Source organism: Bilophila sp. T19-St14, assembly GCF_059728385.1.
The window spans coordinates 182,500-207,809 of the sequence record NZ_BAAGFT010000001.1 but is presented as its reverse complement, the minus strand read 5'-3'; the positions used below and the strand labels follow the sequence as shown (position 1 = coordinate 207,809).

The 25,310-nt window shown below is 54.0% G+C and carries 19 protein-coding genes; 10 read left to right on the top strand and 9 right to left on the bottom strand.

Features of this window, described 5'->3' with window-relative positions; translation table 11 throughout:
• Positions 1 to 4: 4 nt before the first annotated feature.
• The 10 genes from AC6I1V_RS00875 (at position 5) to AC6I1V_RS00830 (ending at position 16,976) form a co-directional block, all read left to right on the top strand.
• On the top strand, positions 5 to 1,936 hold the full coding sequence (locus AC6I1V_RS00875; protein ID WP_497736755.1) for a capsule polysaccharide biogenesis protein: 1,932 nt from the start codon (positions 5 to 7) through the stop codon (positions 1,934 to 1,936).
• Positions 1,933 to 3,138: a capsule polysaccharide biogenesis protein gene (locus tag AC6I1V_RS00870; protein WP_497736753.1), complete on the top strand. Its 1,206-nt coding sequence runs from the start codon at positions 1,933 to 1,935 to the stop codon at positions 3,136 to 3,138. Before AC6I1V_RS00875 ends, AC6I1V_RS00870 begins: the two co-directional genes overlap by 4 nt.
• Before the next feature lie 1,231 nt (positions 3,139 to 4,369).
• A complete protein-coding gene (locus tag AC6I1V_RS00865; RefSeq protein ID WP_178640898.1) occupies positions 4,370 to 4,603 on the top strand; it encodes an antitoxin VbhA family protein in 234 nt (77 codons plus the stop codon).
• A gap of 61 nt (positions 4,604 to 4,664) precedes the next feature.
• Positions 4,665 to 5,765 carry a Fic family protein gene (locus tag AC6I1V_RS00860; protein WP_497736751.1) on the top strand — a complete coding sequence of 367 codons (1,101 nt, stop codon included), beginning with the start codon at positions 4,665 to 4,667 and terminating at the stop codon, positions 5,763 to 5,765.
• Positions 5,766 to 5,874: 109 nt separating this feature from the next.
• Positions 5,875 to 9,369, top strand: a complete 3,495-nt coding sequence (locus AC6I1V_RS00855) for a helicase-related protein (RefSeq protein WP_497736749.1) — start codon at positions 5,875 to 5,877, stop codon at positions 9,367 to 9,369.
• A gap of 3 nt (positions 9,370 to 9,372) precedes the next feature.
• A complete protein-coding gene (locus AC6I1V_RS00850) occupies positions 9,373 to 9,702 on the top strand; it encodes an AAA family ATPase (protein ID WP_178640904.1) in 330 nt (109 codons plus the stop codon).
• 3 nt (positions 9,703 to 9,705) lie between these two features.
• Positions 9,706 to 12,588: a DUF8807 domain-containing protein gene (locus AC6I1V_RS00845; RefSeq protein ID WP_178640907.1), complete on the top strand. Its 2,883-nt coding sequence runs from the start codon at positions 9,706 to 9,708 to the stop codon at positions 12,586 to 12,588.
• Between the two features lie 8 nt (positions 12,589 to 12,596).
• Complete coding sequence (locus tag AC6I1V_RS00840; RefSeq protein WP_178640910.1) at positions 12,597 to 13,634, top strand: AAA family ATPase; 1,038 nt, start codon at positions 12,597 to 12,599, stop codon at positions 13,632 to 13,634.
• 1 nt (position 13,635) lies between these two features.
• Positions 13,636 to 14,169: a hypothetical protein gene (locus AC6I1V_RS00835; RefSeq protein ID WP_178640913.1), complete on the top strand. Its 534-nt coding sequence runs from the start codon at positions 13,636 to 13,638 to the stop codon at positions 14,167 to 14,169.
• Positions 14,160 to 16,976 (top strand): ATP-binding protein, encoded by a 2,817-nt coding sequence (locus AC6I1V_RS00830; protein ID WP_497736747.1) that lies wholly within the window; start codon positions 14,160 to 14,162, stop codon positions 16,974 to 16,976. Before AC6I1V_RS00835 ends, AC6I1V_RS00830 begins: the two co-directional genes overlap by 10 nt.
• A 259-nt stretch (positions 16,977 to 17,235) precedes the next feature.
• Here AC6I1V_RS00830 and AC6I1V_RS00825 read toward each other — a convergent pair whose 3' ends face one another.
• The 9 genes from AC6I1V_RS00825 to AC6I1V_RS00785 all read right to left on the bottom strand — a co-directional run bounded on the left by AC6I1V_RS00825 (position 17,236) and on the right by AC6I1V_RS00785 (position 25,200).
• Positions 17,236 to 17,589, bottom strand: coding sequence for a protein MobC (locus AC6I1V_RS00825; RefSeq protein WP_178640919.1), 354 nt, complete (start codon positions 17,587 to 17,589; stop codon positions 17,236 to 17,238).
• 144 nt (positions 17,590 to 17,733) lie between these two features.
• Complete coding sequence (gene mobV, locus AC6I1V_RS00820; RefSeq protein ID WP_178639879.1) at positions 17,734 to 18,981, bottom strand: MobV family relaxase; 1,248 nt, start codon at positions 18,979 to 18,981, stop codon at positions 17,734 to 17,736.
• Positions 18,982 to 19,169: 188 nt separating this feature from the next.
• Positions 19,170 to 21,806, bottom strand: coding sequence for a DUF927 domain-containing protein (locus AC6I1V_RS00815; protein ID WP_178639880.1), 2,637 nt, complete (start codon positions 21,804 to 21,806; stop codon positions 19,170 to 19,172).
• A gap of 33 nt (positions 21,807 to 21,839) precedes the next feature.
• A complete protein-coding gene (locus AC6I1V_RS00810; RefSeq protein WP_178639881.1) occupies positions 21,840 to 22,058 on the bottom strand; it encodes a helix-turn-helix transcriptional regulator in 219 nt (72 codons plus the stop codon).
• A gap of 159 nt (positions 22,059 to 22,217) precedes the next feature.
• Positions 22,218 to 22,838, bottom strand: coding sequence for a hypothetical protein (locus tag AC6I1V_RS00805; RefSeq protein WP_497736745.1), 621 nt, complete (start codon positions 22,836 to 22,838; stop codon positions 22,218 to 22,220).
• 138 nt (positions 22,839 to 22,976) lie between these two features.
• Positions 22,977 to 23,351 (bottom strand): type II toxin-antitoxin system death-on-curing family toxin, encoded by a 375-nt coding sequence (locus AC6I1V_RS00800; protein WP_178639883.1) that lies wholly within the window; start codon positions 23,349 to 23,351, stop codon positions 22,977 to 22,979.
• Positions 23,348 to 23,593, bottom strand: coding sequence for a hypothetical protein (locus AC6I1V_RS00795; protein WP_178639884.1), 246 nt, complete (start codon positions 23,591 to 23,593; stop codon positions 23,348 to 23,350). Before AC6I1V_RS00795 ends, AC6I1V_RS00800 begins: the two co-directional genes overlap by 4 nt.
• 204 nt (positions 23,594 to 23,797) lie before the next feature.
• The gene (locus tag AC6I1V_RS00790; protein WP_178639885.1) at positions 23,798 to 23,986 is read right to left on the bottom strand and encodes a hypothetical protein; all 189 of its coding nucleotides are present in this window, start codon (positions 23,984 to 23,986) and stop codon (positions 23,798 to 23,800) included.
• 14 nt (positions 23,987 to 24,000) lie between these two features.
• The gene (locus AC6I1V_RS00785) at positions 24,001 to 25,200 is read right to left on the bottom strand and encodes an integrase arm-type DNA-binding domain-containing protein (protein WP_178639886.1); all 1,200 of its coding nucleotides are present in this window, start codon (positions 25,198 to 25,200) and stop codon (positions 24,001 to 24,003) included.
• Between the last annotated feature and the right edge of the window lie 110 nt (positions 25,201 to 25,310).

Below are 25,310 nucleotides of genomic sequence, written 5' to 3'. Positions count from 1 at the left end.
AGAAATGCTGACTGCTGGCTGGGGCCACAAGCCCACAGCGGACAAGGCCCGTCGCTATGCCGCTCAACATAACCTCCCCTACATCGCGCTTGAGGACGGCTTTCTGCGCTCCCTTGACCTTGGCTGCAAGGGGGCACAGCCGCTCTCTCTGGTGGTGGACCATACGGGCATCTATTATGACGCCGGAGAGCCGTCCGATCTGGAAAATCTGCTCAATGCTTCCGGCTGGGAAACGCCGGAGCTGTTGGATTCCGCCCGGCGCGCCATGCGGGACATCATTCGGCATAATCTGAGCAAGTACAACCACGCTCCCGATGCGCCGCAAGGTCTGTGGGAGACAACACCGGCTCCTCGTGTACTGGTTCTCGACCAGACTGTGGGCGATGCCAGCGTCACGTTGGGCGGTGCGGATGAGGCCACGTTTCGGGGCATGCTGGAAGAAGTCCTGACGGCATATCCGCTTTCCCATGTCCGGGTAAAAACGCATCCTGATGTCATTGCCGGGAAAAAGCGCGGCTATCTTTCAGACCATGCCGCCAAGCTCGGCGTGCGGGTCATTGCGGAAGATTATGCGCCGCTCTCCCTGCTGGCCGGGGCGGATGTAGTCTACACGGTCACCTCCCAGATGGGTTTTGAGGCGCTCATGCTCGGCAGGGAAGTCCATTGCTTCGGCATGCCCTTCTATGCCGGATGGGGACTGACCAGGGACAGGCAGACCTGCCCACGCCGCCAGCGGAAACGGAGCCTTGAGGAAATCTTTGCCGCCGCCTACCTGCTGTATGCCCGGTATGTGAATCCTATATGCGGCGAACGCTGCGACATCCATGACGTCATCGGCCTGCTGGCCGAACAGCGAAAGCAGAATGAGCGCAACCGCCGTTTCCATGCCTGCGTGGGGTTTCCGTGGTGGAAACGGCCCTATGCGCGGGCCTACCTGCACTCCACCGGCGGTGAAACGACATTTTTCCGGGACGAAAAACGGGCCGTCCTTTCGGCATGGGCCAACGGCGGGGAAATCGTCGCATGGTCATCCGGTGTGGATGCATCGCTGCAAAAGGAATGTGACGATGCGGGAGTCACGCTGGCACGCATGGAGGACGGATTCATCCGCTCCGTGGGGCTGGGTTCGGATTTCAACTGGCCCTATTCCCTGGTGGTGGACAGAAAGGGCATTTATTACGATCCTTCCCGGCCCAGCGAACTGGAAGACATCCTCAACGCCATGCCGGAACACCCCGACCGTGCCGCGCTGCTGGAACGCGCCGCCGCCCTGCGCGCCCTGATTCTGGAAAAGGGGCTGACCAAATACAATACCGGCTTCCGCGCCGCTCTGCCGCCAAAGTTTCCGGAAGGAAAAAAGATCGTCCTCGTGCCGGGGCAGGTGGAAGACGACGCCTCCGTGCGCTGCGGCGGCTTCGGCATGGCCAATCTGGATTTGCTGCGGGCCGTGCGGGAAGCCAGGCCGGACGCCTTCATCGTCTATAAGCCCCACCCGGATGTGGAGCGGGGCAACCGCCAGGGTGCGATCCCCGAAACGGAAACCCGGCGTTATGCGGACGCCACACTGCGCGGCTATCCTATGGGCCGCCTGCTTTCCTTGATCCATGAGGTGCATACCCTGACTTCACAGACCGGCTTTGAGGCCCTGTTGCGTGGGGTCAAAGTATGCACCTACGGCGGGCCGTTCTACGCGGGATGGGGGCTGACGGAAGACAAACAATCCTTCCCCCGCCGCAAGGCTCGCCTGAATCTGGATGAACTGGTGGCCGGAGCCTTGCTGCTCTACCCTTCTTATTACGACTGGCAGACGGAAAATTTCTGTCGGGCGGAGGATGCCTGCCGCCGTCTGCTCCAGCCGGACGGCCAGATGCGGGGCCGTGTCTGGGCGCGGCTTGCCTCTGCCGCACGCGGCTTCCTGCGGAGGATGGGACGATGAAAACCCATCTCTTTCTCCAGGGGCCGCACGGCCCCTTTTTTCGGCGTCTTGGGCGGGCGCTGGCCCGTCAGGGGGATACGGTCATCCGCGTCAACTGCTGCGGCGGCGACGTGGTGGACTGGCCCCGGCCCCACACCCGGCTGTTCAGGAAAAAGCCCACGGTCTGGAGCGAATGGATTGCCCGGCTCATGGATAAGGAACAGGTGACGGATCTTCATGTATTCGGGGACTGGCGGCCATTGCACCGGGAAGCCGTCCTGCTGGCCAAAGTCCGGGGTATCCGTATTTGGGCCTATGAGGAAGGCTATCTGCGCCCGGACTATATCACAATGGAACAGGGCGGCGTGAACGGCCTTTCCTCCCTGCCGCACACAAGGGAAGACATGGCGGAACTTGCCGCCCGATGCCCGGACGTTCCTGAAGCCCGGAAAGTCGGTAACCCCCAGGCCGTCAAGACATGGCGGGCCATCGCCCATTATGCGGGAACCATCTTTCTCTGGCCGTTTTTCCGGCATTTTCAGACACACCGCCCCCAAAGCGCCAGCCGGGAAGTCTGGGGCTGGTTTCTTCGTGTGTTGAGCCGCCCCGCACGGCGAAAGCACTCTGCGCAGGCCCTTCGGGCCGCGTACCGCTCGCATGCGCCCTACTTCCTCTTTCCCCTCCAGCTCGACGCCGACTCGCAGGTCCGCCGCTATTCGCCCTACAGCGGCATGAAGGAGGCCATCGCCTGCGTGCTGACTTCCTTTGCCCGAAGCGCCCCGGCGGATACCCATATCCTCATCCGCAATCACCCTCTGGACAACGGCCTTATCGACTATGCGGGCTTCATCGCCGCATTCGCCGCGGCCTGCGGCATCAGCGACCGGGTACACTTCATCGAGGGCGGCAAGGCGCACCAGATGATGGACAAAAGCCTTGGTGTGGTGGTTCTGAACTCCACCATAGGGATTTCCGCCCTGCGTCAGGGCAAGCCGGTCTACTGCGTGGGCACATCCATCTACGCCATGCCCGGCCTGGCGGCGAACAGCGCGGAAATGCCGCTGGATGCCTTCTGGAACAATCCTCGTGGCCCGGAAGACGTCGCACTGGCGGACTTTGAACGGGTACTCAAGACGCATGCCCTGGTCAACGGAAGTTTTTATACCCAGGAGGGCATCCGCGTGGCCATCAGCGGTATTCTGCAAAGGCTGGACAGCAATTAAGGGAGTACTTGTTGGGAGGGCTTCTATAAAAGGGCCCTGGATTCCTGCGTCGACAAAAACTGACGCTGGCACGGCGTGTTACAGCGCCCTGCACGGTTGCCACATAGAGATTTTACCCATGCCCCGGCCCACCGCCAGAGGATCGGAACCAACCGTTAATGCTGTTAAACACTAGGTCGTGTCGTCAATTAGATATAATTAACTGTAAAAATATTTTAAATAATTTAAAGTTACTATATGTAAAATGGCGACATAACCTAGAACAGCCTCATAGCCAAGGTGATGGACAGAGCCACAATTAAATGTTTCACAGCAGTACTCTTTTTCTGAGGGAGCTGTCAGAGCATAAGGTTGTCTCATCCCCAAGCATGGTGAAACTACAGCATTTTTATCCATTTTCCCATCGGTGGAATCTATGGCTAAGGTATTTTATTGGTTATTCCTCTGGAACTTCAAGAAAAAAGCACGGTTCTGTCATAGCATATGGTTATTTCTTATCATTAATATACTGAAAATATATACTTTTTTAAATTTCTCCGCTGATAAGCTCCATGGTTGGGGGATTTTATTGCTTATTTCTTTAGGTCGTGTCGTTAATCATATATAACATATTGATATTATTTAACTATTTTAAATTCACAAAAAATATTTCAAATAATTATATGCAAGATGACGACACAACCTAAAATTTCAAGAAATAAAGCATCAACCGTTTTCTATGACACAACCCAAAGCACCAGCCTTCTTCTGTGGCACCGCCTTTCCGAATTTCGCCGCGTCGGTAAAGATAGGCGGGAAATGAAGGTGAGGATGATGAGGAATTTTTTCTAGGGGGGTTCCGCCGTGGGACGTTCGCATAGCTGGTTCTTGCCGATTTTCGGCAGTTATGACCTAGCTTGTGGTACAGAGTGGCACACTTTGCTCTCATGCAGGGCTTTTCAGTCCTTCACGCAACGACTTCAAACAAAAAAGCCGTCACAGCATGTACTGTAACGGCTTAAAATATGGTGCGAAGGGGAGAACAGATTATGAATGTATTTATTTGTTTTTATTGAAGTAAAAAATATAAAAATTTTTCATACCAACGTCCATACCAACAAACTGGAATTATTATCGGAGTTCTGGTCTGAGCCCCCTTGTTCAGAGTCTTGCGCTACAGGGCTTTGTCTCTCTCTTGTCGCCTCAAATTCCGCCTGTTATGATGGGGAACAAGCGCCAGGAAGCTGTAAAAATGTCTTATACTCCCATATTCATAGACCGTGAAGCCCTGACTATTATGGGCGTCCCCTTTCCCTCACTGGAAGCTTGGGAAAGTGCGGCGGCGGCCATCGGTTCAAATATGTTCGAGGGCTATGAGCCAACCAGGCGGGGTATTGAGATCATCAGCGTCTATATGACCGATAAAATCAGCTTTGATACGTTTATTCGAGCGGCAGTGGATAAAGCGTATGCGGAAGAGCATTGAACGAAGCAGCCAGAAACAGGGGTTACCACAGCCTCTCCTTGCTTCGGATGAAATTGGATGAATGATCGGCTTGACGAAATGGATGTTTTTGGGTGAATTTGTGGATATGCTTACGGTGGATACCCTGAACATCACCCCGGAGATGCTCCGGCTTATCGCCCAGATTGACGAATTCAAGGGCGCATGGAAGGCGTTGGGCACTCTGGCTCCGGAACGGCTTACCGCGTTGCGCCGGGTGGCCACCATCGAAAGCGTAGGATCCTCCACGCGTATTGAAGGCAGCAAACTTTCTGACCGCCAGGTGGAAAGCCTGCTGGCGAGGCTCTCCATCCATACCTTTGCCTCGCGCGATGAGCAGGAAGTGGCTGGGTACGCGGAAACCATGGAGCAGATTTTTCAGTCGTGGGAGCATATTCCCTTGACAGAAAATCATATCCACCAACTTCACCGGGACTTGCTCCGCCACAGCGACAAAGACGAGCGCCACCGGGGTCAGTATAAACATGCTCCCAACAGTGTGGCCGCTTTCGATGCTCACGGGCGACAAATAGGCATTGTCTTTGAAACCGCCTCGCCCTTTGACACGCCCCGGCTCATGCAGGAGCTTGTGGAGTGGACAAATGCCGCGTTTGACGCACGGGAGCTTCACCCCTTGCTCATTATCGGCATGTTTGCCGTATGCTTCTTGGCCATTCATCCCTTTCAGGACGGCAACGGCAGACTCTCCCGCATTCTGACCACACTTTTGCTGCTTCGGTGCGGGTATGTCTATACGCCCTACAGTTCATTGGAAAGCGTCATAGAGAACAGCAAAGAGGGCTATTATCTCGCCTTGCGACAAACACAGACGAGCCTCCGAACGGATTCGCCAGACTGGCAGCCTTGGCTGCTTTTCTTCCTCCGGGCCTTGCACCAGCAGATGAAGCGTCTTGAAAGGAAGATGGAGCAGGAGCATATTGTTATGGCCGCCCTGCCGGAACTTTCTTTGAAAATTCTGGACTATGCCCGTGAGCATGGACGTGTGACGGTGAAGGACATGGTCACTCTTACTGGAGTGAGTCGGAATACACTGAAAGAGCATTTTCGCAAGCTGCTGGCCAGTGGACAACTTGCCATGCAAGGGAAGGGTCGTGGAGCGTGGTATGCATATACGCGAATCTAATGCTGGTAGGCAGGTCAAATCCCGCTTTGAGGGAATAACTTCTCATTCTTGCTGTCATGAATGGCGGAAGATTGCCTTTCCTTACTGATGTCATTAAGAGGGGAACATCATGCTGCGCTTCGAAGATATTGCAACCGGACAGATTCTGACGGGAGTGGAACAGGGAAAATGCAGTGAAGTCATAATGCTGCAAATTATCAGCGTAAATTCCGCAACTCTTTTCTATAAAAACGATGACGGGAGCTTACGGGAACGTTTGTTGACGCGGGAAGACGAAGCAAACATCTCCATTGCAGAGTCGGAACGCCCTTGGAACTTTGATGTTTCCGCACAGGATTTCAAACGTGCGGCAGAGGCTTACCGTATCAGCCTTGCATACCTCTTCGATCCGATGATGGCTGTCCATACCTCCAATGTGCAACCTCTCCCCCATCAGATTACTGCGGTCTATGAGTCCATGCTTTCCCGGCAGCCTCTGCGTTTTGTTCTTGCCGATGACCCGGGTTCCGGTAAAACCATCATGGCAGGCCTGCTCATCCGTGAGCTTATCATGCGAGCCGATGCCAGACGCATACTCATTGTTTCCCCCGGCAGCCTGAGCGAGCAGTGGTATGATGAAATGTCGTCGAAGTTCGGCCTTCAGTTCGATCTCTTTGACCGCAGTATGCTGAACCTTTCCCACAGCGGCAATCCTTTTGACGATCACGATCTGCTTATCGCCCGGCTTGACCAGCTTGCCAGAGCCAGGGATCTACAGGAAAAACTTGAGCTGTCCTCCTGGGATATGGTCATTGTGGATGAAGCCCACAAAATGTCGGCTTCTTTTTTCGGCAACAGGATCAATGAGACACAGCGCTTCAAGCTGGGCAAGATGCTGGGCAAACGCACACGGCATCTTCTGCTCATGACGGCCACACCTCACAATGGCAAGGAGGAGGACTTTCAGCTCTTCCTTTCTCTTCTGGATACGGAACGCTTTTATGGAAAGTTTCGTGAAGGAAAAACCGCGAAAGTGGATGTCAGCGACATCATGCGGCGCATGGTCAAGGAAGACCTTGTTAAATTTGACGGCACGCCGCTCTTTCCTGAACGCAAGGCTTACGCTTTGAATTATCATCTGTCGGAGCTGGAGCATAACCTTTATGAGGCGGTCACCCGTTATGTGAAAGAAGAAATGGGAAAAGCCGATCACCTGCAGGGCAGTCACCGCGGACGGGTAGGTTTTGCCCTGACCGGTCTGCAGCGGCGTCTCGCTTCCAGTCCTGAAGCTATCTGCCAGACGTTGTGCCGCCGTAAGAAAAGACTGGAAAACAGACTGGAAGAACTGGCTCACAAGCACGAAACAACGCTGTCATGGAATTTTTCCGAACTCCCGGAAGATGCTTGGGAACTGGAAGAAGCGCTTGACGCCGCAGAGTTCGAACAGGCGGAAGAAAAGCTTGTGGATCAGGCAACGGCGTCACAAACACGCCTGGAGTTGCAGGCGGAAATTGAAGTTCTGAAGGCGCTGGAGGCACAGGCAAAAGAAGTGGTGCTTTCCGGCAAGGACAAAAAATGGGATGAACTCTCTCAACTGCTTCAGCAAAACGAGCTCATGCGCGACAGCGAAGGGTTCCAGCGCAAGCTCATTATTTTTACGGAATACAAGGATACGCTGATCTATCTTGCCGAGCGCATCCGCAATCTTCTGGGGGGGGCGGACGCCGTAGTCACCATTCACGGCGCAGTGAACAGGGAGGAACGCCGTCATGTGCAGGACTTGTTCCGTAACGACAAAGCCGTGAAGGTTCTGGTGGCGACGGATGCCGCTGGTGAAGGCGTCAACCTTCAGAATGCCAATCTTATGGTGAACTATGACCTGCCCTGGAATCCCAATCGTCTGGAACAGCGATTCGGGCGTATCCATCGCATCGGCCAGCAGCAGACATGCCATCTGTGGAACCTCATCGCCTGCGGCACACGGGAAGGTGAAGTCTTCCAGAAGCTCTTTGAAAAACTCGAAGTGGAAAAACAGGCTCTTGGCGGACGTGTCTTTGACATCCTCGGAGAAGTGTTTGAAGAAAAAAGCCTGAAAGACCTGCTCATTGAAGCCATCCGCTATGGGGAACAACCCGAAACGATGGACTATCTCCGCAAACGTGTGGAAGGGGCTCTGGATACGGAGCGACTGCGCTCCATTCTGAGCAGAAATGCCCTTTGCAAGGAAATGATGACGCCCGAACGGCTCTTTGCCGTCAAGGAGGAAATGGACAGAGCCGAAGCGCGAAAGTTGCAGCCCCACTATATGCGCGCGTTTTTCCTTGAAGCCTTCCAGCATTTAAAAGGGACGATACACCACAGGGAAGAGCGGCGCTATGAAATCACCTATGTGCCGGAACTACTCCGTTCCAGAGGCGATGCCCTGCGCCAGAAAAACAGCCGCATTCTCCCGCGGTATCAACGTATCTGCTTTGAAAAGGAGCAGATACAGCTTCCCTTCAGAATATCGGCCCCCATGGCGGAACTCATGCATCCCGGCCATCCTCTCATGAAAGCCGTACTGGATATTGTGCTGGAAAAAGGACGCGCTCAGCTCAAACAGGGAACCATACTTCTTGACCCGGCAGACAACGGACTGACGCCCCGCATCCTTCTTTTTCTCAGCCATGCCATACGGGAAGAAAAAAATCAGAACGCCATCGTTTCCCAGCGTGTTCAGTTCGTGGAACTGTTACAGACAGGAGAAGAAAAAAATCCCGGCTGGGCGCCGTATCTTTCCTATGAACCATTTCCAGAAGCCGACCTTCCGCTCATAAACGATATTCTGACTTCCCCATGGCTCAGTCACGATCTGGAAAAACGCGCCGTCAGCCATGCTTCCGAATACATGGCTCCGCAGCATTTTAAAGAGGTAAGCCGACGCAGAGCCGTTCAGGCAGACAAAATCCGCGACGCTGTGCGTGTTCGTCTGGCCAAGGAAGCCAGCTACCAGCAGGATCTGCTGCTGAAGTATCAGAAAATGGCAAAACAGGGGCGGGATATGCGGCTGAAAATTGACCAGACCCGTAAAATCCTTGAAGACCTGCGGGGAAGGCGTACGCTGAGAGAAGCGGAACTTGATGCCATGAAACATGTCGTCTCCACTTCCCCTGTCGTTGTGGGCGGAGCGCTTGTCATTCCCGCCGGTCTGCTGGAAGCACGCAAGGCAGGCACAGGCGCAGAAGCATTTTCTGCTGATGCTGCCGCGCGAAAGCACATAGAAACACTTGCCATGAGGGCGGTCATTCAGGCAGAACAGGCACAGGGTTGCACATGTGTCGATGTTTCTGCCCAGAACTGCGGCTGGGACATCACGAGCACTCCCCCCGGAAAGGGCGAGGATGCCATGCCGGAAGACAGGCACATAGAGGTGAAAGGTCGAGCCGCCGGGCAGACTACCATCACGGCAAGCCACAACGAAATCTGTGCCGCCCTGAACCAGAAGGACAAGTTCTGGCTGGCGGTCGTGTTTGTGGACGGCGACAGTGTGGACGGGCCGTATTATGCGCATCAGCCCTTTGCCCAGGAACCGGAAATGAGCGTGGCCAGCGTGAATTACAATATCAAAGACCTCCTTGGGATGTGAGCGATGAATATTCAATCCTTGGAAATAAAGAATTTCCGCTGCTTCAAACAAATAAGTTCGACGTTCGAAGAGGATCTCACCGTGTTCGTCGCCAAAAACGGTCAGGGGAAAAGCTCCATTCTGGACGCCACCAAAATCGCTCTGTGGCCTTATGTTTCCGGTTTTGACCTGGGCAAGCAGACCAATCTGCCCACGGGCATTGAAGTAAGCGATGTGTTCCGACTGAAAGCAGAAACGGAAAACATGGAACCCGTCCTCCCTTCTTCTATTAATGCCAGCATCTGCCTGAATGGAGAAACTGTTTTTGATTTGCCGGAACTGATTCAAGGATAACCCATGCCTGCCATCAAAACCCCGAAGAAACTCATTGAAGTAGCCTTGCCGCTGGACGCCATCAATGCCGCGGCAGCGCGTGAAAAGTCCATACGGCATGGTCATCCCAGCACGCTGCATCTGTGGTGGGCGCGTCGTCCGCTTGCCGCGGCGAGGGCTGTCATTTTTGCTCAGATGGTCAATGATCCGGGGTATGAACGTCAGTATCAGCGGGGCATGAACAAGGAAGCCGCATCCAGAGAAAGGGAACGCCTGTTCAAGATTATTGAAGATCTGGTGAAGTGGGAAAACACCACCAACGAAGATGTTCTGGAGCGGGCGCGCGAGGAGATTCGCAAATCCTGGCGGGAAACGTGCAAGCTCAACAAGGATCATCCGCAGGCTGCCGAGCTGTTCAATCCCGACAAGCTCCCAGCCTTTCACGATCCCTTCGCCGGAGGCGGAGCCTTGCCTTTGGAAGCGCAGCGCCTTGGGCTGGAGGCATGGGCTTCTGATCTCAATCCCGTGGCCGTCACCATCAACAAGGCCATGATCGAAATTCCGCCCAAATTTGCGGGACGTGCTCCGGTTGGCCCCATTCCCCCGTCCACAAAGGATGCGCTGCCCCTGAGCGAGTGGAAAGGAGCACAGGGGCTGGCCGAAGATGTGCGTCGTTATGGCCACTGGATGCGGGAGGAAGCGCAGAAACGCATCGGTCATTTGTATCCGCAGATAAAAATCACGGAAGAGATGGCTTCCGAACGCCCCGATTTGCAGGACTATGTCGGCCAGAAACTGACCGTCATTGCCTGGATATGGGCGCGCACCGTCAAAAGTCCCAACCCTGCTTTTTCGCATGTGGATGTGCCGCTGGCCTCTACCTTCGTGCTTTCCAGCAAGGCAGGAAAGGAAGCCTGGGTTCAGCCTGTGGTGGAAGGCGACAGCTACCGCTTTACCGTTCGCATGGGCAAGCCGCCTAAGGAAGCCGCATCAGGAACAACCGCAGGCAAAAGAAAAGCGTTTGTCTGTCTGTTTTCACATACGCCTATTTCCTATCACCATATCCGAAAAGAAGGACAAAACGGTCATATGGGGCAACGGCTCATGGCTATCGTAGCCGAAGGAACAAGGGGACGAGTTTATTTGTCTCCCAGTGAAGAACAGGTGGCTATAGCACAGCTGGCAAAGCCGACATGGAACCCCTCTATACAACTACCAGACAATCCACGAGATTTTAAAACTCCTAATTATGGCTTAACCACCTATGGCGATCTCTTCACGCCTCGTCAGCTTGTGGCGCTGACCACGTTTTCCGATCTGGTGCAGGAAGCCATAACCAAATGCCGCAACGATGCTCTGGCATCCGGCATGTCGGACGACGGACTGGGCCTTGAAGCCGGAGGCACAGGCGCACAGGCCTATGCGGAGGCTGTGGGGGTGTATTTGGCCTTTGCTGTGGATAGACTGGCAGATAGAAGTTCTTCTATTTGTGGATGGGATACAGGGTATACAAAAATTAGAAATACCTTTGGACGACAGGCTATTCCAATGGTATGGGACTATACAGAAGGAAATCCATTTAGTTTTTCAACTGGTAATTTCACTTCTATGGTAGCATGGATATTTGAATCTATTTTATATTTTTCAACTTATAAAAATGGAAATGTTTATCAAATTGAAGCACAAGGTGAAAATATAAGTTTTAATAAAATAATATCAACAGATCCTCCGTATTATGATAATATAGGGTATGCTGATCTGTCAGATTTTTTCTATATATGGCTTCGTCGTTCATTGCGCAAAGTTTTTCCTTCTTTGTATGCTACCATGTCTGTGCCCAAAGCAGAAGAACTGGTAGCTACTCCCTACCGACATGGAGGCAAAGAAGCTGCGGAAATTTTCTTTCTGCACGGCATGACGGAGGCTATCCGTAACTTGGCTGCTCAATCCCATCCTGCCTTCCCTGTGACCATCTATTATGCCTTCAAGCAATCGGAAACAAAAGCTGAAAAAGGCACTTCCAATACCGGTTGGGAAACCTTTCTGGAGGCGGTGCTGAGCGCCGGATTTGCCATTTGTGGTACATGGCCCATGCGCACAGAACTTGGCAATCGTATGATCAGTTCGGGCACCAACGCCCTTGCCTCTTCCATCGTTCTTGTCTGCCGGAAGCGCCCGGAGGATGCTCCCAGCATCAGCCGCAGGGAATTTCTGCGGGAACTGAACGACGTGCTGCCCACGGCCTTTGATGAAATGACGCGAGGCGGCGTGAACTCGCCCGTGGCTCCTGTGGACCTTTCTCAGGCCATCATCGGCCCCGGCATGGCGGTATTCAGCAAATACAAGGCCGTGCTGGAAGCCGACGGCTCCCCCATGAGCGTGAAAAATGCCCTGCGCATCATCAACCGCTTTTTCGGTGGAGAAGACGATTTTGACAACGACACCATGTTCTGCCTGAGCTGGTTTGAAAGCAACGGCTGGGCGGCAGGAAAGTTCGGCGATGCCGACGTGCTGGCCAGAGCCAAGGGCACCAGTGCATCAGGCCTTGCCGAAGCCGGTGTGGTAGCTTCCGGCGGAGGGGAAGTGCGCCTCTTGCGCTGGCAGGATATGCCGGAAGGCTGGGATCCTTTGCAGGATACCAGAAAACCGGTATGGGAATCGTTGCATCAGCTTATCCGCAGCCTGAACCTGCATGGAGAAGGCCCGACAGGAACTCTGCTTGCTCAGTGTGGAACGCAGAGCGGAGCCATCCGCTCCCTTGCCTATCGGCTGTACACGCTCTGTGAACGCAAGGGCTGGGCCGAAGATGCCCGCGCCTATAACGAACTGGTCGTCGCCTGGCCCAACATTGAACAGGCCTCATTGCAGGTTCCTGTCAGGCAGCAGGAACAGACCTCGCTGCTGTAGGAGGGAATATGCTCAGAACATTACATATCGAAAATTTTACGGTTTTCAGAAAGGCCGAGCTTCAGTTCTCTCCCGGTCTCAATGTCGTCATAGGGGAAAACGGTACCGGCAAAAGTCACTTGCTGAAACTGGGCTATACTGTCCTGAAGACGCTGGAATCGTTTGGCGACAAAGCCCCTGCCAAAGATGTGGCAGAGCGCGAGTTCGCCCAGAATCTTGTGGATATCTTCCGCCCTGAAAGCCTGGGCAGGCTCGCTTCCCGTGTTCAGGGCAGCGCAGCCTCCTCTGTTTCCGCAACATGGGACCGCAAAGGCAGTCTTGGTTTTTCCTTTTCCACAAGAAAAACGGAAAAGGTGGATATATGGCCATCTCCACAGTATGAGTCTCTAGGTTCTTCTACGCTGTTTCTTCCTCCCAAAGAAATACTTTCCGTGTTCGAGGGCTTTCAGGGCGCTCTGGAAAAGAGAGAACTTGCCTTCGACGGAACGTACCTCGCTCTGGCCAAAGCCCTGAATCCTGCGCCTCTGAAAGGAAAGCGGCCTGCCGACACAGCAAAGCTTGTTGAGTCGCTGGAAGAAGTGCTGAACGCATCAGTGGTAAAAAAAGACAACAGGTTTTATTTTCTTTCCAAAAGTACCGGCGGGCAGTTTGAAGCCCCTCTTGCGGCGGAAGGGCATCGCAAGCTCGGTATGCTGGCCTATCTGATATTGAACGGGGAACTGCGCAACAAGTCTTCGTTGTTCTGGGATGAGCCGGAAGCCAATCTGAACCCCAAGCTTCTGGTGAAGCTCGCACAAATTCTGGTGAAGCTCAGCAAGGTCATGCAGGTCACTATCGCCACGCACAGTCTTTTCCTTTTGCGAGAGCTGGAAATTCTTCAGGAGGAAAAAAAGCGCTCCAATGCCCGTTACTTCGGTCTGCACTTTACCGGCAACGGCGTTGAAGTCAGGCAGGGCAAGTCTTCCAATGACATTGGAGACATCGCCGCTCTGGATGCCAGTATTGAGCAGGCTACGCGCTATTTGCAAGCTGATGGAGAAATGTAGCATGCATGAAGAAACAGAGCGTGATATCAAATTTTCATTTCCTGAACAATGGCATATCATGCGATATGAACACTCCGAATTTCATGAAAAAAAGATGATGCCTTTGCAACATACCCATGCCTCTGATTTTTTGTGTTGTAATGGTGTAAAAACAATGATTCTTGAAGTAAAACGATATACAGAAAAACCATTTAATGACACAGGAGAAAATTTATCAAATTTTATTGATAAAGTTGGATGGCAATTTCGTGATACTATTTGTGGAATTTCCATTGCAAAAATAAGCAATAACCTAGAATTGGAGCCCTATTATAGCGCAGTATTTTCAGAAGAGTCTGATGCGTCTGTAAAATTGATTCTCTTTCTTGAGCTTGAAAATATAACATCAGGCATGGATAAGCGCGAAGTCATGGCTCATATCCTGAACAGGTTGAAACAACGTTTTACCCCTATGGGCTTTGCCGTTCGTGTTGTTGATTCTCAAACTCTCTCCTCCCATTGCTCGTGGAAAGCTGAGGTGTTGTCATGCAATTAAAGCCCTGGCGCGAACTTGTCACGCCCCATGCCGATGTCCTGCGGGGCGCCTTCCAGCAGTCGGAATTTGCGGCCGATATATCCCGCGTCCATGCCGGAACGGCTACGGAAGAATATCAGAATCCCGCGCTGTTCTTTCAACGTACCTTCATCACCGAAGGCATGAAACACCTGCTTCACTCTGTTCTGGAGCGCCTTTCCGGCAGAGGCGGCGATCCCGTCATTCAGCTCCAGACGGCGTTCGGCGGCGGCAAGACCCATACGCTTCTGGCCGTGTATCACCTGGCTGCCGCCACATGCCCTCCCAGTGATATGCCGGGGGTTCCTGCTCTTCTGGACGATGCCGGTCTTACGGAACTGCCGCGTGCCCGTATCGCCGTTATTGACGGCATAGGCATGTCTCCCAACCAGCCGCTTGTTCACGGAGAGCTGTCCGTCCGTACCATATGGGGAGAACTTGCCTGGCAGCTCGGCGGAGCGGAAGGCTACGCCATGGTGGCCGATTCGGACAGGGCCGGAACTTCGCCGGGAAAGGCTGTTCTGGAAAAGCTACTGAAGAACGCCGCACCGTGCATTATTCTTATGGATGAGCTGGTGGCCTATATCCGTCAGTTCTCCGAAACGCCTTTGACCGGAGGCACCTTTTCTTCCAATCTGAGCTTCATGCAGGCCCTTACGGAAGCCATAAAAGGCGTTTCCAATGCCGTGCTGCTGGCCTCTCTTCCGGAATCCAAGGCTGAAGCCGGTGACAGGAACGGTCAACGCGCCCTGGAAACGCTTTCGCATACCTTTGGACGCATTCAGGCACTCTGGAAACCTGTCGGTGCGGAAGAAGCCTTTGAGGTCGTGAGACGCAGGCTTTTTGCTCCGGTAACAGACAGAAAAAGCGCCGATGACGTATGCAGGGCCTTTGCCGGCTTCTATATTGAAAATGCCTCCGGTTTCCCTCAGGAAACGCAGGAAAGTCACTATCTTGCCCGCTTGAAGGCCGCCTATCCCATACATCCGGAAGTGTTTGATCGCTTGTATGAAGACTGGTCCTCCCTGAATAATTTCCAGCGGACGCGAGGCGTGTTGAAATTTATGGCCAAGGTCATTCATCGTCTGTGGAAAGACAACAGCACCGACCCGCTCATCATGCCCGGCAGCCTGCCGTTCTACGATGGGGGAACACGAGCCGACATTATCTATTATCTTCCTCAGGGATGGGATCCTGTCGTCGATAAGGATATTGACGGAGAAAACGCGCAGCCAACGCAACTGGATATGAGCATGCCGCGTTTCGGCAATATTCAATCCTGCCGTCGTGTGGCGCGTACCATCTTTCTGGGGTCTGCACCGGCAGGCAACTTGGGTGGAAGCAATGTGTACCGGGGCATTGATGAGAAGCGCATCCTCCTAGGAGCGGCTCTCCCGTCTTGCGCTCTGGCCGTTTTCCGGGATTCCCTCCAGCGCCTGCAGGACAAGCTTTATTACCTGAACATGGAAAATGATAAATTCTGGTTCAATGTGCGCCCCAATCTGCGCAGAGAGATGGAAGACCGCAAGGCCAGATACGGCATGGAACAGGCGCTTCCTTTCATGAAGGACCGCCTGCGTCATACTCTGAAACAGGGGATGTTTTCTGCCGTGCATATTTTTGCTCCCGGCAGCGACATTCCCGATGACGAGCAGCTTCGCCTTGTTGTTCTCCCTCCTCGGGAAGCCTACAGCAAAACCTTGGACAACGGCGCGCTATCTGCCGCGCAAGGCATACTGGAAAACAGGGGAGATGTGCCTCGCCAGAACAGGAACCGTCTGGTGTTTCTTGCGCCGGAGCACGATAATATCTCCCGGCTTGTTGATCAGATCAAATCCTTCCTTGCTTGGCAGTCCATTCTTTCCGACAGCGCGGAAGACAAGCTGGTTTTGGATACTCTCCAGATAAAAAATGCCCGTACAGCAGCAGAGAAGACGAGACAGATTGCAGCCCGTTCAGTCGAGGAAGCCTTCAAATGGCTTCTTGTCCCTTACTGCGGGGAAAGAAACCTTACCGAAACAGTATGGGAGAGACTCCCCATTCCCGGCGGAACGACAAACCTCATTTCCGAGATTGAGCGGCAGCTTCGTGAAAATGAAATGGTCATCGAACGCTGGGCTCCCGTTCATCTCAAACATGCGCTGGATCAGTGGTTTTGGAATAACAACGCGCCCTACAGGAAGGCCATGGACGTATGGCAGGCAACATGCCGCTACTTGTATCTGCCCCGCCTAGGCAGCAAGAGCGTATTTACGCAAACCATAAGCGATGGACTGCCCTCTCGTGACTTTTTCGCCATTGCCCAGGGGCTGGAGGAAGAAAAATTTCTCGGCTTTTCCTTCGGCAAGGCAGGGCTGGCTATTCTGGATTCATCTGCCTTGCTGGTTTCCCCTGAAAAGGCAAAGCAATATGAAGAGGCTCTTCTTGCAGCTGAATCCCGTAAGCCTTCTTCAGCAGGACAAACTGGCCAATCGGGAGGCGATACTCTCTCTGGAGGCGGAACGTTGGAACCCCCCGATTCTTCGGGAACAGATGGTTCTGAAAACGTGGTTCACCGCTTTATGGGAAATGTGAAGATTGATCCCATGATGGGCAAGATGGACAGTCAGGCCATTTTTGATGAAGTTATACAGCACCTATATGAATATACAGGAACCAGTATTAAAATTACTCTTGAAATAGAGGCTGTTACCGAAAATCCATCAGGGTTTGATTCCAGCATTCAACGAATAGTTAAGGAAAACAGTAAACAATTAAATTTCACTATCGTAGAATTTGAACAAAACTAATGTGTTATCGAATAATAATACCAAATATGCTGCTGTCAAAGAAGATAGGGTATTAAACTGGCTTTTGGCATGCTCTGAGAGTAAGCCCTTGAAAGGGAAAGGAGCTACTACCAGATCAAGCCAAAACCAGTTCAAACGATGTCTATGAATCACACAGCTCAAGAGCAATGCTCTGGCGGCTCTCGTTTTGATCGGTGCTGGATACGCGGATGTATCCGTACGTTTTTGCCATGACGGTTTCTCCCCTGAGTGTTTTTTCTCACAGTTCATCACCCGGGATGTCAGCAACAATGAAGCTGCCGCGTTGTTCGTGTCTCGGAGGCGGCGGGGGTGTGTCTCTCTTCTTGGTTTTTCGGCTTTCCCGCTGCCGTCTGGCTTCGGTCAGATATTTGGTCAGGGTTTGGGGCTTCACCTCAACCCCTTTCTCATGCAACTTTTCGACAATCTCCAATGTATCGAAGCCGCGCTTCTTCATCCTCTCTAGCGTCGGGGCAAGGGTAAAAATGGCCTGCTTCACGGTCATGGCGCGGTTTCCGTCCAGCGTGACGGTGGCGGGCTTGAGTCTGGCGAACTCCTGTCGGATTTCCTTCAGTTGGCTGACTGTGATGGTCATGGTGTTTTCTCCTGTGGGTGGCGGGGCATGTCCCCGGTTTTGCCTTTTGTCTTTGGCGGTCAAGCGGCACGCTTGCCCACTGGTTTACGCAGTAAACCCTAGTGGGCTATGACTCGCCTTCGAGTCGAGATTCCCGGCGGATGGTCAGCGCATCCTTGAGCGATGGCGCTGCGGCATGGCCTCCGGCTCCTGTCGGATTTGTCGTTCACGCTCGGACTGCTGGCGAGCTTCCTCTTCCTGACGCTCTCGCTCTTGCTGTGCCTCTTCCTCCCGCTGCCGCTGTTTCTCCTTTTCCTGAAGGAATGCGGCATGGAGAGGCTTGATTTCCGGCTGGAGGGTGAACTCCTGATATTCCTCCAGCTCATCCCGAAGCTCCCGCTCCCGTTGCATCAGGCTGCGCATGTTGTGGGCGTTGGCGTCCCGTTCCTGCGCATACTGCGCTTTGAGCAGAGAATGCTGTTTTGAAAGCTCTTGCAGCCGCTTTTGCAGCGTCTCATTTTCGCCCTGTAATTTGTCTCTGGCGGCCGCGATCATGCTTTTTTCGGCAAGGGCTTTTTGCTGCTGCGTCATGATCGTCTGCGCCTGTTTCAGCACGGATTTGTAATTGAGCAAGGACGCCTGTGGGAGTTCCGGCATGTTCGATAAAATGTTTTCCGCCTCACGGGCCTGCTGTTCCATGGATTGCAGACGTTCCTGCAAGACTTCCTCCTGCTTCCGTCTTTCAGCCATTTCTCCGATGAGGAGCAAGGCTTCATGCGCTACGGCATAGGCCTCGCTCCGCAGACCGGCGAGAGCCTCCTTTTGCTGCTTGAACTCCCGCGTATCCAGATGCTTTTTGGCTGCTCCCGGCTTCTGTTCAACGCCACGCTGAATGTCGAAGCCACGGCTTTGCAGATAGATGGGCAAGTCGGTTTGCAGCTTTTTCAGACTGGCACGGGTATAGATGCTGTTGGCGTTGAGCCGCCCGTCCGGCGTCACAGGCACATGAAGGAAGTGCATGTGCGGCGTCTTTTCATCCATATGAACCATGGCCGAGATGACGTTTTCCTTGCCGACAAAATCGGTGAGGTACGTTGCGGCTTCCTCAAAAAAGCGCCTGGTTTCGTCTTTGCCGATGCGGGTAAAGAACGATTTATCCGAACTGACAATCAGACCGCACAGATGCACGGCGTCCTTGCGCACGGCCTTGACCATGAGCAGGTCGTCAATGCGGTTTTGGATGGCCTGCGCGTAGTTGTCTGAGGCGGATTCATGCAGATCGTAGTTTCCCGCGCTTCGGCTGTAATCAATGTCGGGGTTGGAATGGCTCTCGCGTTCGCGCCGGTTGTGCGATTGAATGCCACGAATGGCGTCTTTCTTGAATTTATCCATATGCAAGACAAGGAGTGACATTGTTTTCTCCTTCATTGTTTTTTGGGGGGCAACGTGGGCACAGGGGCGAAGCAAGGGATAACGGGAAGAAAACGCGCCCACTTTTTTCCCCGTGCCCACTTTTGATTTTTTCATGGGTGGGCGTAACAAACAGGCGTCGCATGGGCATTTGCCCACCTGCCCACCATGCCCACGCGTTTTGGATACCGTTATGATGATTCATCATTGCCGCTTTCATCGGGCAAAACGAGGACGTAGGCCCTGACTCTGCCCATGCCGGGCAGTTCACGTTTTGTCGTGTTCTTGTCGTCGCTCAGGTGCAGCCACCCCGCGTTGCGGAGAACCGCCGCCGCGCGTCGAGGCGAGAAACCTTTGATGATCTCGGCCCTGAACGATTCCGGCAATACGATATATTCAGTGACGCCCCGGACGTTGCGTCTAAAGCCCACACGGTTGACGCAGGTGGCCATTTGAGTATCCAAGTCCTGAAAGCGGCTTGCTCCGTGCTGTTCGATGAACAGGCGCACGGCCGCGAGGATGGCGGTATCCTCGGAAGCGCCGATTCCTCCGCGAGCTGTCAGCCAGTCATGGAAACAGCGTTCGGCGCAGCCTGGAGCTTCAAAATCAGGGGGCAGAATTCCCATCTGCACGGCCAGACCTCCGGCCAGTCCGCAGAGCGCGAAGCGTTGGGCCACGCGCCGCACCTGTCCGTCCGCTCCGACAGGCACAAGACGACTGACCGTATTGGCAAGAGCCGGTTGCAGCTCGGACAGAACCGTGGTCATGGTGTCAGGTTCGGTCAATTTGTGCAGGAAGGCGCGGCCCGCGTGGCCGTAATGTAGAGCGGTCAATTCTTTGAGGCGATTCACCACTGCCCCTGCATGAGGGAAACCGTGCAGTTCGATGAGCATGGACGTATCCACAGGCAAGCCCACAAAACGCACCTCTTGGCCGCCTCTGGATTTCAACCCGTTTTCAGCCAGTTTGTCGGCAAGACCAAGTTCGCCGCTGGAGAGAAAGAGCAGACGCCAGGAAAGGGATTTGCGCAGATTGCCCTCGCGGCTGGAGCGTCCCTTGCCCTGACCGTTGGCCAGCATGTAGGCGCATTCGGCCAGAACCTTGCCGTTGACCTGTCCGACTTCATCCAAAATCAGCACATTGTCGTTGTGCAGGACAGCAATGTTCTCAAGGCCGTTGTCCGTGGCGCGCCAGCTTCGGACGTGTTCCGGACCGCCCCAGACGGACGCGGCAATCTGGAGGGCCGTTGTCTTGCCCGATGACGAACCTCCCTCAAAGCTGAATCCGCCACCCTCCAGACCAGCCAGACGCAGCAACGGCCCGGCGAAGGACACGCACAGGGCAAAGCTCAGACGGGAATTGCCGATGGAGAGTGCGGCTATTTCCTTCCAGCCGTCCAGAGTTCCGGCGGTTCGGTACAGATCACCGTGATGTGCGGATTGCAGAACCACGCTTTCGCCGGAGGTATCGCCATACACGGCATCCGGCAGAATGTAGGCGGCCCTGTCCCAGCCGGTGCGGGGCACACAGCGGATACGCCGGGCGGGCCGGACGGTGGCCAGAAAATCCACCAGCTTTTTTCTGGCAACAGGATTGCCGAACCAGCCGCCGGAAGCCAGGGCGCTGTACCAGTCCGTGCCCTGCCGGAAGAGCAGCTCAATGGGCATGGGCCAGGTGTGCTTTTTGCCGTCCGGGTCAGCCCATTCGAGCATGAGACCCCATTCGTTGCCCTCGCTGTCGCGGGTCATACCTTTCACGGCGAGCGGAGGCCCGATGCGGACTTCCTTCAGCTCGCCGTCCGGTTTGGTTTCCAGTTTGTACAGTCCGGCGCGTTTGCCTTCCGGTACCAGAAAGAAGCTCTCCGGCATGGGGCAATCAACATCCTGTTTTCGTGCCGCTTCCACAACAGAACGGACAGCCTCAAGGGAACGCTGCCGATGCAGATCGTTGAAGTCCGTTGCCTTGCCGCCATGGGCCGGACAGACAGCCAACTTGCCGTTTATAGGCCGCGCCGCTCTGGAAGCTGCTTCTTTGCCGGGATTCCACGGCGTTCCATCGGGTTTGACGGTTTCACAGTCGTTGTCCGCACAAAGTACCAGCTCTCTGTCTGGATAGGATTGCCGTGCCATGCGGGCCACGGCTTCCAGATTTCCGGCATTGAAGGCGATCAGCACGGCGTATCCTGTAGCCAGATGCAGACTTGCTCCTGTGGCGTAGCCTTCGGCAATGAGCAACGGGCCGTCCCTGGATTCGTTTTTTGCAGGAATGGAGCAGAATCCGCCGGACGTTTTGCCACCCTTGAGAAAGAATTTGTCCGTCCCCTCGGTGGGCTTGTCCGGCAGGATGAATTGCAGGCTCTGTATCCGACCGAACGGGTTCAGCACGGGAACAATGAGTCGCCCGTCCTCCGTCTGTCGCAGGCCGATGGCCGGAACTTCCTTTCTTTGCAGATAGGGATGGTCGTCCCCGGCGGTTCGGGAACGGTTCCAGATGCTCGCGGCCAGCTTTGCGGCTGCCTTCCAGCGGCGCTCCTGTTCGGCCTTTGTGTCGGCTTTGGCAGCGGCAAGGCGCTCTTGCAGAGCCTTGCGCTGGGCGGCGCTGAATTCCCTTTCCGGCCTGGCCGTCCATGTTCCCTCATCGCCGGTGCGCCAGTTCTTCCACCAGATGGAGGCCGGAGCGTCCAGAAACGCCTTGTACGCGCCGTCCTTGCGATGGGGCCTGTCCGTTGTGCCGCAGCGATGCAGGAGGCCATCGGTCAGAACGGCCTCGACCTCCAGCCCGGCTGCACGCAGACACTCGGCAAAGTTGTGCAGAATGTCGGCGCTCATTTCGGCCTCCAAGTATAGAGATGAAGGCTTGCGCTACCTGACATTGTCTTCACCGTTGCTCAGGCGTTCAATAAGCTCCCTGATGTCCTCAACACGCCAGGCTGTGGTGCGGGGGCCAAGTTTTACAGGCTTGGGATAACGACCGGTTCGGCAGCCTTCCCACCATGCGCTTTCACAAATGGGGATGCAGGCCAGAATCTGGGGTAGACGTACAAAGCCGAATTCGGGGAATGATGTTTTTTGCTGTGCCATAAAAAAATCTCCTGAAGGGTATTGGTCTTCAGGAGAGTCTGGCACGTTTGGAAAAAATCCCGTGAGGGAATTTGGCGGGAAAAAGACGGGAAAACGCGGGAATACGGGAAAATGGAGCTAAAAAATCACCCCTGAATGATGGTGTATGCGTCAGCTTCTTCAAGAAGGCGGTTCATCAGGTTTCGGTACGACTTGGGATCGCCATATTCTTTTTCCGTGAACAGGCGGCCAAGCTGCGTTTTTCTGCCCATCTGGGTTTTGTGTCCTGTTTCGGGCTTGTCGGCACTGCACCAGTAAAACAGTAGGTATCGTGAACATCGATTCTTCAAACAGGGGAGAGTCTGGCGAGTATTGGTCAAAGAAATCTTCTGTTTTAAGATTTTTCAGAGTATGGAACAAAAACTCTCGTTCCTCAGGAAATACGTTGTCAATTTCATCATAGGTTTCTTCCAGAATGTACTTGAGACCCAGTTCCAAGGCATTGGCATGAATATTCCATGAAAGTTTTTTAAAAAAATCCATGATGTCACACCCAAACAAATGGGTGTGGATCCGTTTGTCTGACAGACAGGGTTGCGGTAAAGCAGGACTTTCTATGTTATAGACGGTCTGATTGCTGTCAGCGAAGTCTTTCCAGTACGCTTCATGCGCTCTGCGCCATAATTCCGCAGGAAAAACGGCATGAGGCCACATTGCCTGAATGACGGTTTCGACTTCGTTCGAGGTCAGCCAGTATGCCTGCCGTACCCTGCCGAGGGATATTTTTTGCTGGTCCAACATGGAGGAAAGCGTAGCTCAAACGCCGAATTCGGACAATATGAAAACAGGCGGCGCGGATTTTGTGAGGCATTGCGCAAAAATGCCGACTGCAAAAAAGACCTCCCCCCGGAGGCCTTGCGTAATCAGGTTGTTTTGCGGTCAGCGTTTGCTGATGCAGCAACGCAGATCCTGTACCATAGTTTCAAATCGTCCTTCTTTTTCTCCAAGCCAATGCAAAATTCTGTCGTACAGCCATTGCGGATCCGCATCCAGACGGTATCCGTTGATATCCAGAAAGACATGACAGCTCGCAAAGGCTACCCGTTTGTTGCCGTCAACAAACGGATGGTTGATGAGCAGGCTTTCCATGAGCGCGGCGGCTTCTTCGATGATGTCTGCATAATAGCCGCTTTGCGGCCGAAACAATGCCGCTTCAATGGCTCCGAGGTCGCGCACACCATTGGAGCCGCCATATACTTTGATGGCTTCGGCATGGATGGCCAGAACTTCATGCAGAGTCGGGTAATCCATCATTTCGCCAGTTCCCGGTACAGGCTGTCGTATTGCTCCATGCTGTTCCTGAATGCATCCATCACATGCCTGCGGGGAGTATTGCCGGTTTTGCGCTCAATGTAGTCGCGCAGGGCTTCATCCACCAAGGCTTGAATCTGACGGCCTTCGCTCGCCGCGATGCTTTTCAGGGTTTGCAGCACTGCCGGATCAGCCTGCGTGGCGAATTTGACCTTTGCCGTTTTTTCTATCTGAGCCTGTTGCATGGCGATCTCCTGTATCCAGATGATGGCAAGTCTTCATGAAATGTCAAGATGTATCTTGACGATTATTATATGAAAAGCTGGGAAAAAGAGTAAGCCGCCGAGTTCGGACAACATGAAAACAGGCGGCGCGGATTTTGTGAGGGCATCGCATGGGAATGTCGATGCAAATATTCGTGCCGCCTGCTTGAGCAAAGGGGTATTTTTTCAGCTATACCACGCCCGGATCATGTCCATATCGTCATACCCAGCCAGCCTCATGCGTTCTCTGGTTTCTTCACTCCAGCCGGTATCGGCAACGGTAATCTGGTCATCTTCAGGTATGTTGCCGATGGTGACGAACGTATCCTGTTCCGGGGATTGAGGCGATTTCACGGAATGAATGGTATCGGTCATGGTTGCCTCCATGCTTATCGTTTAGTGGCGCGTAATTCGTCCAGATAATTGGCCCATTTCTGCATAAGCTGCCGACGTTCTTCCATGTATTCCGCGCGGTTGTAGGCAAGGCGCACGGTATCCGGCTCCTTGTGGGCAAGCTGTGCTTCAATGACATCCGCCCGGAAGCCAAGCTCGTTGAGGCGGGTGCTGGCCATTGCCCGGAAGCCGTGCAGGGTCATGGTTTCCTTGCCGTAGCCCATGCGCCGCAACGCGGCCAGGGGAGCGGCATCGCTGATGGGAGTGGTAAGCGCGCGGGCGCTGGGGAACAGCAGTTCACCGTTGCCGGTATAGGTGTGAAGCTCTTTCAGCAAGGCCAGAACCTGTTTTGACAGCGGCACCACATGCTCGCGCCGCATCTTCATGCGCGAAGCCGGGATGAGCCAGATGGCGTTTTTGCAGTCAAACTCGCTCCAGTGCGCCAGTCGCAATTCCGAGGGGCGAGTGAAAACGTAGGGCAGGATTTTCAGGCAATAGACCACAGAGGTATAGCCGACATAGGCATCAATATCCCGCAAGAGCTGGCCGATGTCGTCCGGCAGGGTGACGGCGGCAAAATGCGTTGTCTGCACCGGCGTCAACGCTTCGGTCAATCCCGCAGCCACATCGTATTTCACGCGGCCGGTGATGCGGGCATAGCGCGTCACCTGTCCGCACAGGCGCATGAGCTTGTGGGCTGTTTCGTGATGGCCGAGACGCTCCGATGGCTGAACGAGCTGCAAAAAGTCGGCAGGCTCAAGCTGGGTGACAGGCTTTCCGCCAATGACCGGGAAAATCGTGTTTTCCAGATAGCGGCGCAATTTCTTGGCGTGCTTTTCGGAGAGCGTCGGCTCGTACTTGGCGAACCACTCCCGCGCCACAAATTCAAAGGTGTCCCGTTCTTCCCGCTCTTTGGCGAGTTTTTCTTCTCTGGCCTGCTTTTTTTCCTCACCGGGATCAATCCCTTTGGCAAGCGACTCTCTGGCGTCATCACGCCGATGGCGGGCATCTTTCAGGGAAACCGCCGGATACGCGCCAAAACTCAACAGTTTCTGCTTGCCCTCAAATCTGTAGGCAAGCCGCCACAATTTGCTGCCTGTCGCCGTCACATGAAGGTACAGGCCGCCGCCGTCAGAAAGTTTTTGCACCTTGCCGTTGGCCCTGGCGTTCCGCACAGCGGCATCGGAAAGTTTCATGTTGGTATCCTCCAAAACAGTCCGGAAGTGTGCGGCGAAAACCAGAAAAATCCACCTCCATCCATTTGAATTCAAAGAAGATTTGTAGCTTGCTGGTATTTCGCCGTGCC

What these genes read in the sequence shown, in the direction of transcription:
- AC6I1V_RS00875 (WP_497736755.1), top strand. Translation starts at nt 5, where the DNA reads ATGCTGACTGCTGGCTGGGGCCACAAGCCCACAGCGGACAAGGCCCGT.
- AC6I1V_RS00870 (WP_497736753.1), top strand. Translation starts at nt 1,933, where the DNA reads ATGAAAACCCATCTCTTTCTCCAGGGGCCGCACGGCCCCTTTTTTCGG.
- AC6I1V_RS00865 (WP_178640898.1), top strand. Translation starts at nt 4,370, where the DNA reads ATGTCTTATACTCCCATATTCATAGACCGTGAAGCCCTGACTATTATG.
- AC6I1V_RS00860 (WP_497736751.1), top strand. Translation starts at nt 4,665, where the DNA reads ATGATCGGCTTGACGAAATGGATGTTTTTGGGTGAATTTGTGGATATG.
- AC6I1V_RS00855 (WP_497736749.1), top strand. Translation starts at nt 5,875, where the DNA reads ATGCTGCGCTTCGAAGATATTGCAACCGGACAGATTCTGACGGGAGTG.
- AC6I1V_RS00850 (WP_178640904.1), top strand. Translation starts at nt 9,373, where the DNA reads ATGAATATTCAATCCTTGGAAATAAAGAATTTCCGCTGCTTCAAACAA.
- AC6I1V_RS00845 (WP_178640907.1), top strand. Translation starts at nt 9,706, where the DNA reads ATGCCTGCCATCAAAACCCCGAAGAAACTCATTGAAGTAGCCTTGCCG.
- AC6I1V_RS00840 (WP_178640910.1), top strand. Translation starts at nt 12,597, where the DNA reads ATGCTCAGAACATTACATATCGAAAATTTTACGGTTTTCAGAAAGGCC.
- AC6I1V_RS00835 (WP_178640913.1), top strand. Translation starts at nt 13,636, where the DNA reads ATGCATGAAGAAACAGAGCGTGATATCAAATTTTCATTTCCTGAACAA.
- AC6I1V_RS00830 (WP_497736747.1), top strand. Translation starts at nt 14,160, where the DNA reads ATGCAATTAAAGCCCTGGCGCGAACTTGTCACGCCCCATGCCGATGTC.
- AC6I1V_RS00825 (WP_178640919.1), bottom strand. Translation starts at nt 17,589, where the DNA reads ATGACCATCACAGTCAGCCAACTGAAGGAAATCCGACAGGAGTTCGCC.
- mobV (WP_178639879.1), bottom strand. Translation starts at nt 18,981, where the DNA reads ATGTCACTCCTTGTCTTGCATATGGATAAATTCAAGAAAGACGCCATT.
- AC6I1V_RS00815 (WP_178639880.1), bottom strand. Translation starts at nt 21,806, where the DNA reads ATGAGCGCCGACATTCTGCACAACTTTGCCGAGTGTCTGCGTGCAGCC.
- AC6I1V_RS00810 (WP_178639881.1), bottom strand. Translation starts at nt 22,058, where the DNA reads ATGGCACAGCAAAAAACATCATTCCCCGAATTCGGCTTTGTACGTCTA.
- AC6I1V_RS00805 (WP_497736745.1), bottom strand. Translation starts at nt 22,838, where the DNA reads ATGTTGGACCAGCAAAAAATATCCCTCGGCAGGGTACGGCAGGCATAC.
- AC6I1V_RS00800 (WP_178639883.1), bottom strand. Translation starts at nt 23,351, where the DNA reads ATGATGGATTACCCGACTCTGCATGAAGTTCTGGCCATCCATGCCGAA.
- AC6I1V_RS00795 (WP_178639884.1), bottom strand. Translation starts at nt 23,593, where the DNA reads ATGCAACAGGCTCAGATAGAAAAAACGGCAAAGGTCAAATTCGCCACG.
- AC6I1V_RS00790 (WP_178639885.1), bottom strand. Translation starts at nt 23,986, where the DNA reads ATGACCGATACCATTCATTCCGTGAAATCGCCTCAATCCCCGGAACAG.
- AC6I1V_RS00785 (WP_178639886.1), bottom strand. Translation starts at nt 25,200, where the DNA reads ATGAAACTTTCCGATGCCGCTGTGCGGAACGCCAGGGCCAACGGCAAG.